Consider the following 15,498-nt stretch of genomic DNA (forward strand, 5'->3'; position numbering starts at 1 on the left):
GTGCCGGTCAGTGTCGGGCTCGCATGCATCAGGCCACACTTCCCGATGGCCGCCGCACGGATCCCGCGCGCCTTATTGGGCCAGCGCCAGTGCGCGTGCCGGGTCGAGTACCGTCATCTCGCCCTGCAGTTCGCCAATGCGACGCGCGAGCGCTGGCTTGTCGGCATCCTTGCGGTTGCTCGCCGCCTTCAACGCCCGCAGCAGTTGATGCTTGACCTCGAAGACGAGCGCAGGATCCCAGCGCACGAGCGGCAGCGATTTCGCGGACATGTCCAGTTCGACCAGCAGGGCAAGTACGGTTTCGGCACGCCCGGCATGGTCGGCCACGCGCGCCATCACGAGCCGCTGCAGGAAGCGGTGGCGGTAGGTCTTGAGTCCAGGCAGGGATTCCAGCCACGCGAACGCCGCCTCGATACCGTCGCGCCCGGCCAGGTCTCTTGCCTGCGCCTCGATCTCGGGCCAGTCGCCTGAGGCTTCGTTCTCGCTGCCGGCCGAGACCGGCAGCGGCGCGACACCCTCACCCGCTTCGAGATCGCGGACTACGGCATGCCGCGCAATCCACTCGAGCGTCGTATCGTCGGCGAACGGCGTGCCGTCGCTGAATGACAGCCGCTCTAGCCCGGGCAGCCGTTCGAGAAAGAGCGCAAAGTCCGCGCGGAGCAGTTCGCGCCATGCACCGTACGGTGCTCCCACGTGATCGAGGGCGACGTGCTGGAAGTACTGCAGATCGAACCAGAGATGATTGACGCCTTCCATAAACGCGCCCTCGGCCCGCTCGAGCAGTTCGTGCCACTGCTTCTGCAACATGAGCCGCTTCATCTGCTGACGCAGCTCTGCGCGCGGCGCAGTGAGCCGCGTATGCGATGCGGCATCGGCTGGCGGCACATCGTGGAGCGTGTCCCAGCGGATGCTGCGCACGAGCCGCACCGAGGGCAGGTAGCCGTTCTCCTGATCGCGCAGCCACACCGCCATCGTGCGGGCCTGCTCGAGCAGGTCGCGCGTCGAGGCAATCGGGCCAGACGCGGCGCCTGCCATGGCGGGCGGCGATGATCCGGTCGATTCGGCCTCAACACTTCGAGCCTCGCTGTCCCTGCGCTCAAAACGCGACACCAGGGGCTGCAGATTCGGGCGGGCAACTTCGGGCCATGTGAGCGTTAGCGTTACCAAGATGTCGAGCGCCGCAAGCGCGCGCTCGAGGTCCGCCGGCGCGAACTCGCCACGGGATTCGAGCAGTTCCAGCACGCGCGCGGTGGCAAGCATTTCAAGGGCGCCCTTCTTCGCTTCGGCGCGCGCAGGCAGCACGGCAACGCCGAACCGGTCGACAAGCGCGGCGGCCAGTTCCAGTCCGTCGGCAAAGCCCGCGGTGCCATGCTGCCGCAACCGCGCGAACGCGTAGTAACCCGCGAGACGCAGGTCCTTGCCGGTCTCCTTCAGTAGCTGCTCGCACCACCTGGCAATCAGTCTCTCGTCGATGCCCGAGAGCTTGCCCGCCTCATCCCGGAGCGCAAAGAACGCATCCTCGTAGCCGGGATCGCGACCGACGCCCGCTTCGCCTGGGAACGGCTGCACCCACGGCGCCCACAGGTCAAGCCGCGCGCGCGCCAGTTCGCCCGCATCCTCGCGCGCCGGAAAGAGGCTCCTGAACAGTTCTCCCAGCTTCATTGCGCCTCCGGCACAATGCCTTGCGGCAGGGGCACCGCGGCGTGCTTCGCCGCGGCGATGGCCGCGAGCGGCAGCGGCGGAGGACCGTTGACAGTCGCCTTCGGCCCAGCCTTTGCGCTGCCGGTCAGAAAGATGCGCGCGGGCAATGCAAAGTGCCGCAGCTGCAGGACGTCAAGCGGTCCGGCGCCGGCCTCGCTGCGCAACTGGGCCCTGAGCGGAATGCCCTGGCTTGCATCCGGCGTCCACGTGAGCAGCCAGCGCGCGTTATCCTGCCGGGAGACCTTCGCCCGCTCCAGCAGCCGGATCAGTCCGAACCGGCCCTGTGCATCGAGCGCCGTGCGCAGGCCGCCTTGTTCGGTCTTCCATTCGATGTGCGAGAGGTTCTCGAGCGACTGGCCCGGCCACTCGAACGGGACCCAGTCCTCCTGCTGGTTGAAGTAGTCGAGCTCACGCCCGGACAGCACCGCTTTCATGTTTGTCACGCCCGGCGTCGCGACACCGCGCAGATCAAACCGGATATGCGCGTCGCCAGACGGAAACAGCACAGTCGAGACCCGCATCAAGCGGTTCAGCCCTTCCAGAAACGCCGGATCAAGCCGCAGGGCATCCTGTTGCGTGCCCGCGCCCTGCGCGGCTACCCAGCGGTCGCCCTGACGCTCGACGATGCCGGCCAGCTGCGTCGTGACGAACTGCGTGATCACGCCGTTGTCCGGGCGCATGAACCGGGCCATCTCGGGCAGCGACGCATCGTTGTCTGAATCGGCGAACGGATAGCGACCGCCGAAGGCGGTGTTCCAGTCAGCCAGGATCGAACTGCGCCAGATGTCGTTCAGGCTGGCTGCCGCGGGCTGCACTACCGCCTGCCAGGTCTGGTCGAGGGGTGCCTGGAACAGCTGGCCGAAACCGGCCCATTGCTGGCCGAGGCTTGCCGCGACACGGCTGGCGTAGTCGCGGCTGTCCGCAATATCCGACGTCTTGCCCTGAAGCACCGCCTGCGCGGCGGCGCGCGACATCGCTTCCGTATCCGGGCCGTTCACCATCTGCTCCAGCTTCAGGCGCATCGCCGTGACGCGTTCGAGATAGCGCGCGAGGCTCAGGTCACCGGTCGTTGCCACCTGCACAGCCGTCTTGCCAGCCTGCGCCGGCAAGCCGGATAGGAGATCGCTACCACTAAGCCGCAGGATCGGCCCGAATGCATTCGCGAGGGGGGCGAGCTGGGGCTGTGCCCGCTTCGAAGGATCTTTCTCGTCGGCGCCAACAAGCTGGTGTGCCTTGCTGATCAGCGTATCGGAGAGCGATTGCGCCGTGACGCCCGCACTGGCCTGATACACGATGGCATTCATGAGGGCGACCAGCGGCGAGCGCTGCGGGTCGCCCAGCAGCGAAAGCTGGTCGGCGGTGGCCGACAGTGTCGGGGCGCTCTGCCAGCGCAGGCTGTTGAGGAACTGCGCCCATGCGCGCGCATAGTCGTCGAAGTAGCGCTGTCGCAGTTCCGCTTTCAGCGTCGATGACGTCGCGCTGGCCGTCTTCGCGTCCGAGAGCACCCAGTCGCCGGCGACGTTCCCCTGCTCGCTCGCCTCGTCGATCGCCTTTGAGATGCGCTGCTTCCACGCTTCGCGCATGAAGACGCCCGGAATGGTCTGGCTCGTGTTGAACAGGCCGCGCCCGGTAGTGTCGCCAAGCAGGCTGGCCAGCGAGACCGGCGGATACTTCGGCTTCGCGTCGTCGAGGATCTGCTGGTAGGTCGCATCGGTCGAGTTCTGGATGCCGCGCACACCGATGACGGTCTGCCGCGTGGCGGCGACCAGGCTGCTGTCCGGAACGATGGCGAGCGGTGAACCATTCGCAGCAGGTCGGCGGCCCAGGTGATCCGCGAAGAATGCAATGGCGTGCTGGCGAAGGTCCTCCCACGTGCCGGCCGAAAGCGGCGAACTGGACGGGCGGGCTGGCGCCTGCGTCGCCACAAGCTGGGGCGTCAGGAACGAAGCGACGGCCCGCTCAGGCCTGGCGAGCATCAGGTAGGCCTTGAGCGTGTCGTACGCGGCCTGCGCCTGGGCGTTGCCGCCACTTGCGATCTCCGCGTCGGACGTCGACGCAAGCTGGCGCAGGCGATCCTCCAGTTTCTGGCGGATCGGACCAACGAGGATACGGCCCGCAGCATCCTCATAGCCGGGCCACAGCACAGCGAGCAGGGCGCTGTCGCGATTCAGACCGAAGCGCGTGGTCCAGCGCGCGCCGTCGCGCTGACGGCTCTCGAGCGTGTCGATCTGCTTGTCGAGACTGTCGAGTGCCTGCATGCCCTGCGCCTGGCTCAGGGTTCCAGACAGTTTCGCGAGCGTGTCCTGCGCTGCGCCGATCGTTGCGCGATTCGAGAAGCCCGACACCATCGTGCCCACGATCCAGAGGGCGGCCACGCCTGTTGCCATCCACGCGGCGAGGATCGACGGTGAAAAGCCAACGCGGCGACCGTGGACCTTCCGGCTGTGATCGGCTATCGTCTGCCAGACTGAGCGCTGCTGTGGAGCGATGGGATCGGCTCCCGGTTGATCGTCTGCGTTGCCCTCGGTCTTCTCAGCGGCTTTGGGCGGTGCCGGTTCCGGCTCCCTGAAGAGCGGCGCGAACAGGAGCCCATGAACGGCCTGACGCCAGTAACGCGAATTCGCCGTCTGCACCGCAAGTCCCGACAGGGCGCTACCTAGCCGCTCGATATGCTGAGAAAGCTCGGCCGGGTAGCGGTCGCGATTGTCCGCTGCAAGCCGCGCGACGCCTGTGTCTGCCAGATTGCGCGTGAGGCTTTGCAGCGAGACCCCGACTTCTTCGGCATTAACTCGCGTGTTTGCCCAGGTGAAACCGATAGCTTCATCCGGACCCGTCGGCACGGTGCCAAAGTCCGTCACGTTGACCAGATAGGCCGGCGCCGCCCAGCGCAGCGCACGGGCATGGCGTGCGAGCCGTTGTGAAAGGCCGTTGACGTCAAATGGCGCGGTTGCGGAAATACGGTTGCCCGTGACCGCGACAATCGCATCGACCGGGCGATGATGACGCAGGCGGCGGATTTCCTCGAGCCAGCCTGTTTCGATTTTGTCGCTGGTTTGCTTTGCGTAAAGCAGGACCGTATCGCCCGTGAACGCGTAGCCGGTCTCGACGAGCCCCGGAACCAGGCGTTTCACAAGGGGTTCATCTCCAGCGACAAGCACCCAACGATCGCGCCAGCGCCAGCGCCTGCCATGGCGGTCCCGGAGCGCTTCTGCCAGCGACACGGATCTGGATGAACCGGTAGCCTGATCTGATTTCGGAACGTTCGATTGCGCGTCATATCGCATCAGCCATCGGGTCGCCCGCATGGAAGCGATCCAGAGGAGAATGGCCTCAAACAACTTCACAAGAATCAGGCACAGCAGCAGCCCCGAGAGAAGTGCCAGCTCAATGTTGATGCGTGTGTTTTGACTCCACCCCTGTTCCATCCCCCCGAACCACGTCGCAAGGCCAAGAATAATAAACAGGATGGTTATCGCAATACCAATGAAAAGCGCTGCGGGCCGCGGCTTGTGATCGTTCATGTCTGTTTCTGGCATACCAGTGCAACCAGGTCATCGCCTTCCTGCGCAATAACCAGCTGGGGTTCGTTCATAAGTGCTGCGTTTGCAGCGGCCAGCGTTGTCGCAAGCCACGCGCGTGCCGCGCCGGCATTGCCAACCGTCTCATCTACGTCGACAGGCCTCATCCGGTGTCCGAACCGGCACGACGATCGGATGGTCCTTAAGGCATCTTTGCCAAGTCCGGTGCCCCATGTCGTTCCGGTTTTGTCGAACGATGTCCTTCCCCAACGGACAGCAAGCTTCAGTACGTCCGCCACTTTTTCCGGGGTTCCCCTCGCCGGGCGATGGATGCGTAGTGCAGGCTTGCCGTTCATCTGTCCGGCAACAGCAGGAGTGCCAACAAGCAGCATCGACGCGGCCTCAGCGACTCCGTTAGCAAGCACGTCACTTGCTGCCTTACGCAACTGGACGGCAACGAGGAGCCGAACCACATCAGGTCGAACTCCGTCGTGCCACGAATCGGCATGGAATAGCGAAAGCTCCCTGGTTGCGGGCTTTACCTGGACGCGCAACGACGGAAATTTTTCTTTCAGAAGCGGCTGCAGACGTGCAACCCATGTGGCAGGCTGCAGTACAGTGTCAACGCAGAGGTCCACACTCATTGACACTTGCCGGGGAAGCTGAAGAATCTGGGGGGCCAGGTCACTCATCAACTCGTTCAGCAGCCATTCACAGGCTTCTGTCTGACGCGCATGTTCGGTCCGGGCGTTACCTCCATAGAACCGCTTGCCCGGTATCTCGAGCCAACGGGCCATCACGTCGGTGTTGGGCCTAACCTGGCTGGAAGCCGGGCGCAGTTTTATCTTCCCATCAAACAGATCTTCGACGGAATTCTCCTCCTCGCTGGACGAAAATCGCCAGGCGTGCCCCAGAACGGCCAGCGGCTGGCTTGAAAGCTCGTGACGCTGCTCTTCTATGTCATCGGCAGTCCGGTTTGTGGCGAGTGCGGCGTTGACGCGCACGTATGTCCAGGCGAGTCGGCAAGCCAGCAGAAGTCCCCATATCAGGACCGGTAGTGCGACCGCACGGAACCAGAACCAGACCGTGTTCGTTGGTTTGCCTGCACGCCAGAGGAAAACGGTCAGGGACGCGCCCGCCGCAAGCATGAGGCAAAGCAGAAGTGCCCAGACGAGAATCGACGGCCGCGATGCTTCCGGAACCCTGACCCGCGGCGGAATACGTTCAAAATCAACGGGCATCGCCTTATCGGACCTTCGCGCCGTCAGTCGAGGCTATCAGGACACTCCCGCACTGCGTTGCATCGCCATCCCTCGACAAGGGCGTACCGGCGTCCTTCATGCTGCTGCTTCCTTCAATGATTTCGTTGTCGCCGTGGATTGGACAGGACACAAGGATGCCAACCTTCGCTGCACGCCGTCCCTTCACCTTGATACGGTCGGAGCCCGAAAGTACCTTGCCACCGTGGCTTGTGCTGTCACCTTCGTATGCCAGTTTTTTCATTCGCCAACACTCCCTGCTGACCAGTACAAGGTCTGAAAACTTCTCTTTAAGCGGACGCCCATCGCCGAATCCGTCCTTGAAAAGGATTCGGCGTTTATGAAAAATTGCGTATTTCTGGGGCAAAACACTAGCGGATCCCATCACGGCGCAATTGCCAGTTGGTTGGATTTGATCCATCTAAGCAGGTGTCTACCGGAAACGTTGACGTAGTCCACATAGGCCCAGCCTGCGGGAGACTGCTTCAATACCGTCACTACATCGCTCTGGACCAGATATGCCCGACTCGCGTGTGCATCATCAGGCGCCGTATAGAGCGTCGCTTGTTGCACCGATACGATCGCCGTACGATGCGTGGTTTCCACGACTACCGGCGCAGACGTGCCGATGGTGCTGCTGTCTGCCTTTGAATTCGCGGCGTCGATCAGTCGCGCATCGTTGTCTGCGCCTGCCGCGTGCAAGGCTTTCGCAATCTTGCGATAGGCGTCACGATTGGCCGAAGACGGCGGATCGCACCGCAGGAGATTGTCGGTGCCGGAAGCATCTTTGATGAGTGACCGTGGCGGCTGACCAGCCCCGATAAACTGAAGCAGTCGGATTGCCGACGGACGCTCATCCTTCAGCATCAAACTCGTCTGTTCGTCAGTTCCCCACTGCGCACGCTGGCCAGCCTGCCATCCCGCTCCGCATATTTCACCAGTTTGATCAGCGGTGATACATCCAGTGCGGATCTCAATGGCAGCGCAGTATTCCCGGCTCGCGTCAGATTCCGGCTGACCCGGCCCTGACGACACAGAACCTGATTCGATTCTCCCGATGACGACATATTGACCTGACGGCGAGATATTACCGTTGCTCGGCGGCTCCATTTGTGTACCACCCGAGTCCGCCGCGCCAATTCTTGGCAGCAGACTGAACGTCGCTCCGTTTGGGAAATGGAATGTTGCCTGTTGCCATGCACGCTCCGGCAACGGTGTTTGAGGGTTCAACGCCTTGCCATAGATAATCGCTGCCCCACCCGGCAACGCGAACCTGAACGTAGACGAAGGTGCGGCAGCATTTGCTGGAGCGGGAGCGCCGCCGCTCAGCAGCAAGACAGAGGCAATTATTGCACCGAGACGAACAGCTTGGACCGGCGACGAGCCGGTTCGACATGGTGCAACATCTGCTTTCGTAATTCTTGAGTTCATGCTTTTCACGATGGCGTTCCTAGGGCTTGAAGCAGATGCTCATATCGCTGCGGCGCGACCGACACGCCGTTGACATGCGCCATATAGCGGGATGGGCCATAGTCCTGCAGAATGCTGGTTTCGTATGCAGTACCGTTCGCTCCCCACTCAGCAGGATTGCGGGACACACGTGGATTGTGTTGAAAAAAGCGATCCAGCGAGGCTTTCATACTGTTTGCCGTCGCACCAGGCGCGTTGACGTCTTGATCCAAGACGGTCGCACGGCCGAGCGGTGACTGCAAATAGTCCTTGATCGGATAAGGATAGCCACCGGGCGTCTTGCCAATAGCGTGATTGAGGCGATCGACAAAGTCCTTGACTTGCAGCACTTGGTATAACGGCGACGATACGGCGTGTGCCATCGACGCGACAGGCGGACATTCAACCGGCTTACCAAAGGTGTGGACCGAACAATCGCGTCGCAGCGCGGTGTAAAGCTCATCGCCAATCATCCGAACTCCATTCGTAAATGTCGCATGCGCATACCCCAGCGCTGCTTCGTCGCCCGACCCCGTAACGGTCCAGCCGCAGTTGGAAAAATACTGTTGGTACTCGGCAGGATGCGCGTCTCGAAAAGCGGCAATCTGCGTCGCCAACTCACCCCGACTTTCCGCCCCGCGAATGGTCTTTTGCATTGCGCCGGCGCTGATGATCGCCTTGTCGATCGCTTGAACCGTATCCACCTTGCCTTCATTCTGGGACATAGCGCGCAGAATCTTCTCTTCGGTCTCGCTTAATGTGCCGTTGGTCCGCATTGTCGCCAATGCAGCACAGTTGCCCAACGAAATCGAGCCCGAATGCTGCGGTCCGTACCAAAACGTATTCGCTCCTGCCTTGAAGCGCGTTCCGGTCACGGTCATACAACAACCACAGGCACAAACGTCGGGATTGGGATTAAAGAAATTTCCCACCAGCCCAATCGGATGAATATGAAAAACGTCCGAACCCGGAAATCCCGGCACACCGGCCTTGACCTCATCCCACCACACGAGATTGGCGATGCGCTTCTTTTCCTCTTCGTGCTCGGGGCGAGGGCCAGTGTGCTGCTCAATGGCGGCGATCAGGTCCTGCCACTTGGCCGGGTTGGCCCATTCACTCTCGTGCTTCGGAATCAGGCGCGAGGCCCGGAACGCAACCCATGGAAAACCAGAACCCTGCGCGCCTTGCCCGATGCTGGAGAGTTCGTCCACAGCGTGCACACCGTCGCCCGTCGGGAAAAGCACACCGTAGATTGCAGCCATGAGCGGGCTAAGTTTGGCCTTGGAGCCCCGGTCGGGTGTCTGCTGCTGTCCTGCCTGGTAGGCGACATAGTCCTGCGTGTTCGCAAAGATGGTGTGCGCTGGATCGTGGTCCTCATCGTGACACTCGAAGTCCACCCAGCTTTGAGCATGTTCGCGGGTCACCATACCGCCGGCAAAGCTTTGCTCCCGCACCCAACCTGAAACCGGGTGGCGTTGAACATCCTCGCTGTCGATTTTCCACCAGGTGCGCTTGTGCCCGTCGTTGCCAGGCTGCGTTTCCGTGACCATGTGGCTGGCATCGTGCGGCAGCGTGGCAAATCCACAGACCTGGATCACATCGGTCGGATTCGGCTCTTCGCCAGGTTGTGCGGGGGGCGGGGCCTGGTACAGATGCACGCCACTGTTCACGCGCAAAATGGTGGGATCCGGTGATACACCCAGCTGATTCCACTGATTCCTGTTCCCGGTCGTGTCCTCGATGTGCGCGTCGACCCAGTTCCGTCCGTCTTCGATGAACTGTTTGATGGTGTCATCACAGAACACCTCAATGTGCACCATCCGGATGGAGGTTGAATTGCGAAGGGAGTCGAAACGACCAAGGTAGCCGAGCACATCACCCGCCTTGACCTTGACCCGTCTTCCCTCCAGTACGACGTTTACCGAATCGAAGAAGGAATCCGGCACAACGTTTTTTACGACAGGGCCATCGTGCCCGTGTTCCTTGCCCAGAAATATCCATTTACCGATGGCAACGGCTGGATCTACATACTCACCAACCTTGGGTGCGTACAGCGCTCCAGGCGCGTCCGCTATTTGTCCCCAGGATCCCTCGCGTTTAGAGAGACTCACCTGCGTTCCCCGTGGGAGTATCCCGAGCACGGCTCCGTGAGGTTTGCTTGCGCGGACATTCAGTCCTGTCTGCCCGTCAGGCGCCGGCTGGCCGTTGGCGCCGGATTTGGCTTTGTCGGAAGCCTCCTGGGTCACTTCCACCTTCGCAGCCCAGTACGCCGGCCAGGGAAGTGTCGAATCGCTTTCGTAGCCGGCGTAGTCCTGCAGATGCATATACAGGCTGAAGAACGTGAGCGTCGTGCCACGTGGAAATTCCATCGTGTGCTTTACCAGTGCAAAACCCGTGCTGTACGACGCATTGATCGCGGGCTGGCCATCGGTGGCCGGGATCTGGTTGACCAGATAGGCCCGATTCAGGCGCCACGCGACAACTTCGCCATCAGCAATGCAGCGCACCCCAGCCTTGAAGTCCATCGACTGCCCGGCACCCGCCTCGGTGACATGGATGCCGCCGTGCCACATCCCCCCGCTGCTTACCGGGAACGAGCCTGACGATTCCTGCTTCAGAAGCTGGTACATCTCGTGCTCGTCAGTAAAGTCTGCTGCAGCACCACCATTGTCTTGTCCCTTCTTGCGAAACGGAAAGGCGAACGTGATCTGCTTCAGGGGCTGTGTCGGTGTAGCCGCAGGCGAACTGTTTGCCATGAATTATCCTATTCAGAAAAACCAAAACCCAGGTTGTCCTTGACATCTTTCAACGGTGTACCGTTCCAGTTCGGAAACGTGAAGTTGCCGCCGGCTGCGTCATCCACTTCCAGATTGCCCTTCGCATAGATCTGACCGCTTGGGCTGGCCAGTTCGATCCGCCCATTGGCGACCTTGATATACGCGCCGGACCCATCACCGAGCGTGATGCCTTTTGACGCGGTGATCATGACTTCGCCTGTGGAGGAGCTAACCACCACGTTCTTGAGCGCCATCAGTTCCAGCTCGTCGCCCTGCGCCTGAACCTGTACTTTTCCCTTCGCCGAAAAAATCCGGATCCCAAGTTTCGCTGCAAACAACGATATGGCCTCGCCGGCTGCAAAGGTAATGCGCTTGAATACCCCCACGTCGAGGCCCTGGCCGGCAGTGACGAATATGTGTTTCTTGGCCGCCAGTTGCATGTGCTGGCCGCTGGCGATGCCAACGCCGTCGGGTGCACTCGCGACGACCACGGACTTCTTGATCTCGACGAGCCTCTGTTCAATAAGGTCGCGCTGCTGGTCAATTTCAGCCAGCCACGCCTTGGCGGCATTGGCCGAATCGTTGAGCGAGCGCAGCAGTTCTTTGGCCTGCTGGAGCGTTGCGTTCGCATCATCCATCGCGAGCTGCGAACCTGTGGCACCTGGTTGCGCTTCGGCGGATAAGAGAACCCCCTTCGCCCCCCGGACTGCCACGTGCCCGTCGGTCCGCAGTTCGGCGCCCTGTCCCCGCTCCTTGCGCTGGCCGTCGACCATATGCCCAAGGTTGAGCTCGCTGGTCTGAAACGGCGTCGTCAGGTGAATATGCTCGACGCCTTCCTTGTCCTCCATGCGCATCTCATTCTGCGCGGCCGTGCGAATGAGATTGCGCGTATTGTTGAGATTGTTGACGAGATCCGGATGCAGGCTGTCATGCATCGCTCCGATGATGATGGGCCGGTTTGGATCCGCGGCCGTAAATTCGAGTGCCACTTCCGCGGAATCGATCAACGGGAAGTGGTGACCGTAGTTGTCGCCGCTGTAGGGCTTGGCAAACCGCACCGGCCGGCTGGTACCACCCGGACTCCACTCGTCCAGATCGAACGGCAGCTTGATGACGTACCAGCCTTCTTCCGTCAGATAGGCATATTTGTAGTTTCCGGGTGATGTAATCCGGGCCGGCAGGACGCCCCTCATTTCCGGTTTCGGGATCGTGTCCATGGATGTTCGCCAGACCCGATCCGAAGGAATCCCCTCGAACGTCACGCGGTACGACCTGTTACGCCCACCGTGCGAGCGTACCGACGTGATGAAGATCCCGTGCTTCGCATCGACCTGAACCGGATCGACCAGCATGACCTCCCCGGCTTCCGGCCAGAACGGATTGCCGGTGCCGATGAACGTCACCTGACCTGCGAGGTAAGCCTCGTGCCGCAGGCGGGCAATGCGCTGGCCGTCCTCCGGCGTCTCGTAGTGCTCACCCCAGTGATAGTCGACAGCGTTGGTGGTCTTGTCCCCGCGTGCCGTGTTCTCCTCGACCAGCAGCGAGACGTCGGCCTGGCGATGGTTGTAGTCATGCAGGCGCACCGATTGCGGCACGCGCCGGGTGCGCCGCCGCAGCGACTTGATCGAGTCGGCACCCACGCTCTCAAGGCCCGAATCACGACGATAGGGCACCCCACGCTGCTTGCGCGCGTACGCATCCAGATCGTCGCCGAACACCATCACCGCGTAATCCTTTTTCTGCTCCCAGCGAAACCAGATGCCTTCTTCCGCACAGATGCGCTGGATAAACGCGAACGTCGTCTCGTGGTACTGGGTGATGTACTCGTGCCGCCTGTACTGGCCGCGCAGGTTGAACCTGAAGTCGACACCGGCCCGGTAACCGTAGTGCCGCAGCGTTTCGGTAATGATCTCTTCGACCGACTGCTTCTGGAACAGCCGGCTTGTCCTGCCCCGGTCGAGGTCCGCGATCGCAGGCTCGAGCCTCACGCGGTAACGCGTCTCGTCGGCGGAGGTCTCGTGCTCATCGAATTTCGTGATGATGCCGTGGACGGTCTGTGCGGGCGGCTTCGTGCTGAACTTCGCAGCGTTCTCGCCGAACATACGCTGCAGGTGACCCAGGTTTGGGTCGACCGGATCGATGATGAACCGGGCCGAACGCCCGAGCACCTGATCCATCGGAATACCCGCTATCGGACTTGTGAGTTCAATCTCGTACTCGTAGAGCTGGCTGATCCGGTCATGGCCAGCAAATTTCACGATGGAGAACGGCGCCGGATGCGGCGCCAGCTTCAATTCATAAGCCTGTAACGGCATGAGCCACGACATCGAAAACCTCCCGGAGACGCAAAACGCAAAAGCACCACCGAGGCACCCAGGAGTACCCCGGCGGTTCGCACCGAAAACGTCAGAGCAGCGCCGAGTTCACCCCTTGGCCTTGGGCGTCTGCGACACCAGCGACAGGCCGATGTCCATGCCTTCCACCTGGAAGTGCGGGATGATGAAGAGCTTGATGCGGAAGAACCCCGGGTTGTCCTCGATGTCCTCGACCGTAACCTTTGCCTCGCGCAGCGGGTGCGAGGCCTGCAGCTCGTCGCCCGGGTCCTTCATCTCGGTCACGAGACCCTTGATCCAGTTGTTCAGCTCCAGCTCGAGCAGACGGCGATCCTTCGTCGTCCCGATGTTTTCGCGCTGGATGAGCTTCAGGTAGTGCGCAATGCGCGAGAGCAGGAAGATGTACGGCAGGCGCGCGTTGATTCGGCTGTTGGCCGTGGCCTCCTTCGTCTCGTACAGCGCCGGCTTCTGGGCCGAGTTGGCCGAGAAGAAGCACGCGAAGTCGTGGTTCTTGTAGAACGAGAGCGGAATGAAACCCAGGTTCGCGAACTCGAACTCGCGCGTCTCCGGAATGAGCACCTCCGTGGGAATCTTCGGCTGGGCGCCGGTCCCGAGGTCATACAGATGGACCGGCAGGTCTTCGACCTTGCCGCCCGCCTGCGGTCCACGGATCTGGACACACCAGCCGTTGTTCACGAAGCTGCGCGCCATGTTGGCTGCAAACGCGAAAGAGGCATTCACCCAGAGATACCGGTTGTGATCCGGGCCTTTCACCGCTTCTTCGTAGTTGAAGGCGCGCACCGGCACCGTATCCTTGCCGTACGGCAGGCGGCCCAGCACGCGCGGCATGGTCAAGCCTACGTACCGGGCGTCATCGGTATCGCGGAAGCTCTTCCACTTGATGTACTCGGCCCGGTCGAAGTAGTTGCCGATGTCCTGGATGGCAGCGACTTCTTCCATCGACTTCTTGCCGAAGAACGCCGGGCCGACCGAGCCGATGAACGGCATGTGCGCAGCCGCCGCGACCTTCGAGACGTTGCGCAGCAGGGCGATGTCCTGCGGCGAATTCTCGAACTCGAAGTCGCTGATCATCGCGCTGACCGGCTGGCCGCCAGGCGTGTCGTATTCCTCGATGTACGTGAGGCGATAGAGGCCGCTCTGGATGAGTTCGGACGCGTCCTCGAAATCGCGTTGCAGTGCTTCTTTCGAGACGTCGAGCAGTTCGATGCGCGCGTTGCGGCGGAAGTCGGTACGCGAGACCAGCATTTTCACGCCGCGCCAACGACCTTCGAGCGCCTGGAATTCGGACGCGTGCATCACCGCGTCAAGCTGGCGACTGATCTGGCGATCGAGCTGCCCGATATGGAAGTCGAGCAGCGACTTGTCGAGGCGATCGACCGGCTGGCTCGACTTCGCCACCAGTTCGAGAAACGCGCCCATACCGCGCGCGATGCGCTCGTCGGCCGAAGCTTCGGAGAGCGTGTCGCCGTCGCGGAACGCTTCAAGCGGGCGCGCCTCGGCGACGGGTTTGAGATTGATCTTGCTGCACAGCGCGGCGTACACGCTGTCTCCCTCGAGCACAACGGTCTCGGTTGCACCCGTGGCGGCTTTGTTCTGGCTCATTGCTTTTCCTGTCTGCGTTTGAAACACAAGCTGATTGCGGAAAGCGGTGAATGCCGCTTTGGCGCGGCGCCGTTCAGGCATGCCCTTCCGGCTGGGTAGCAGCCGTCGCGACCTGCGCCAGTTCGCCGCGCAGTTTGTCGGACAGACGCTTGTCCTTCAGGACCTTCTCGAATTCGCGGCGGAATGTCCCGTTATCCAGCAGATTCGATTTAAGGTCGCGCAGCAGGTTGCGCATGGCGAGCAGCGCCTGGAGTTCGGGAATCTGCCGGGCCACCTGCTCCGGATCGAAGTCCTTCAATGAGCGGAACGAGAGATTCACGGGCAATTCGCCGCCATCTCCCGCCAGCGTATTTTCGACGCCAAACTTCAAATTCGGCGCATAGTCGCCGAGCACGGCATCGAAATTGTTTTTTTCGATGTTGACCTTCTTTCGGGCGGCAATCGGTGCATTTTCCGCGCCCGCGCTAAAATTAGCGGCGACAAGCAATTTGAGTGGCAGCTCAACCTTCTTCTGGGCTCCGCCCGTGTGAAGATCCAGAGTAATCGACACGCGGCTTTTTGGGATTTCTCGCTGAAAGCTATCCATAGTATGCCTAATTAATTAAGATTCAAGATTCCGCAGAACTTGACGGTCGCGATGCGGTGTCGCGTACTGCACGTGCGGTCCTCCCCTACCTGCATGCTCGCAGGGATCTAGTACTGAAGGCACCCCATGGCGTGGCCTCCATTCGTGCGACCTGTTTGCGACGGCCCATTAAATCCGATTGCATGCATGCCGTCAATTGGAATTTATTTTCGCTTTTATCTCTAAATACTCAATTGTTAATTTTTTAATAAA

The 15,498-nt window shown here is 61.4% G+C and carries 9 protein-coding genes; all 9 read right to left on the reverse strand.

Features of this window, described 5'->3' with window-relative positions:
• Positions 1-72: 72 nt before the first annotated feature.
• The 9 genes from tssA to tssB all read right to left on the reverse strand — a co-directional run bounded on the left by tssA (position 73) and on the right by tssB (position 15,246).
• Positions 73-1,662: a type VI secretion system protein TssA gene (gene tssA / locus M3I54_RS04505; protein WP_254333380.1), complete on the reverse strand. Its 1,590-nt coding sequence runs from the start codon at positions 1,660-1,662 to the stop codon at positions 73-75.
• Positions 1,659-5,222 (reverse strand): ImcF-related family protein, encoded by a 3,564-nt coding sequence (locus M3I54_RS04510; RefSeq protein ID WP_254333381.1) that lies wholly within the window; start codon positions 5,220-5,222, stop codon positions 1,659-1,661. Before M3I54_RS04510 ends, tssA begins: the two co-directional genes overlap by 4 nt.
• Entirely contained in the window at positions 5,219-6,460 is a 1,242-nt protein-coding gene (locus tag M3I54_RS04515) for a hypothetical protein (RefSeq protein WP_254333382.1), read from the reverse strand. Before M3I54_RS04515 ends, M3I54_RS04510 begins: the two co-directional genes overlap by 4 nt.
• 4 nt (positions 6,461-6,464) lie before the next feature.
• Positions 6,465-6,722 carry a PAAR domain-containing protein gene (locus tag M3I54_RS04520; RefSeq protein ID WP_254333383.1) on the reverse strand — a complete coding sequence of 86 codons (258 nt, stop codon included), beginning with the start codon at positions 6,720-6,722 and terminating at the stop codon, positions 6,465-6,467.
• 140 nt (positions 6,723-6,862) lie between these two features.
• Positions 6,863-7,918, reverse strand: a complete 1,056-nt coding sequence (locus M3I54_RS04525; protein WP_254333384.1) for a hypothetical protein — start codon at positions 7,916-7,918, stop codon at positions 6,863-6,865.
• Positions 7,915-10,683 carry a hypothetical protein gene (locus tag M3I54_RS04530; protein ID WP_254333385.1) on the reverse strand — a complete coding sequence of 923 codons (2,769 nt, stop codon included), beginning with the start codon at positions 10,681-10,683 and terminating at the stop codon, positions 7,915-7,917. The genes M3I54_RS04525 and M3I54_RS04530 overlap by 4 nt, the downstream gene beginning before the upstream one ends.
• Before the next feature lie 8 nt (positions 10,684-10,691).
• Positions 10,692-13,031 (reverse strand): type VI secretion system Vgr family protein, encoded by a 2,340-nt coding sequence (locus tag M3I54_RS04535; RefSeq protein WP_254333386.1) that lies wholly within the window; start codon positions 13,029-13,031, stop codon positions 10,692-10,694.
• Positions 13,032-13,127: 96 nt separating this feature from the next.
• Complete coding sequence (gene tssC, locus M3I54_RS04540; protein WP_254333388.1) at positions 13,128-14,660, reverse strand: type VI secretion system contractile sheath large subunit; 1,533 nt, start codon at positions 14,658-14,660, stop codon at positions 13,128-13,130.
• 73 nt (positions 14,661-14,733) lie between these two features.
• Positions 14,734-15,246: a type VI secretion system contractile sheath small subunit gene (gene tssB / locus M3I54_RS04545; RefSeq protein ID WP_254333390.1), complete on the reverse strand. Its 513-nt coding sequence runs from the start codon at positions 15,244-15,246 to the stop codon at positions 14,734-14,736.
• Between the last annotated feature and the right edge of the window lie 252 nt (positions 15,247-15,498).

Source organism: Paraburkholderia sp. CNPSo 3274, from assembly GCF_024206475.1.
In the GTDB taxonomy this organism is placed as follows: domain Bacteria; phylum Pseudomonadota; class Gammaproteobacteria; order Burkholderiales; family Burkholderiaceae; genus Paraburkholderia.

Bases quoted from the DNA above. Each gene is read 5' to 3' on its own strand.
- M3I54_RS04530 (WP_254333385.1), bottom strand. From the start codon at position 10,683: ATGGCAAACAGTTCGCCTGCGGCTACACCGACACAGCCCCTGAAGCAG.
- M3I54_RS04535 (WP_254333386.1), bottom strand. From the start codon at position 13,031: ATGTCGTGGCTCATGCCGTTACAGGCTTATGAATTGAAGCTGGCGCCG.
- M3I54_RS04520 (WP_254333383.1), bottom strand. From the start codon at position 6,722: ATGAAAAAACTGGCATACGAAGGTGACAGCACAAGCCACGGTGGCAAG.
- tssB (WP_254333390.1), bottom strand. From the start codon at position 15,246: ATGGATAGCTTTCAGCGAGAAATCCCAAAAAGCCGCGTGTCGATTACT.
- M3I54_RS04515 (WP_254333382.1), bottom strand. From the start codon at position 6,460: ATGCCCGTTGATTTTGAACGTATTCCGCCGCGGGTCAGGGTTCCGGAA.
- tssA (WP_254333380.1), bottom strand. From the start codon at position 1,662: ATGAAGCTGGGAGAACTGTTCAGGAGCCTCTTTCCGGCGCGCGAGGAT.
- M3I54_RS04510 (WP_254333381.1), bottom strand. From the start codon at position 5,222: ATGAACGATCACAAGCCGCGGCCCGCAGCGCTTTTCATTGGTATTGCG.
- tssC (WP_254333388.1), bottom strand. From the start codon at position 14,660: ATGAGCCAGAACAAAGCCGCCACGGGTGCAACCGAGACCGTTGTGCTC.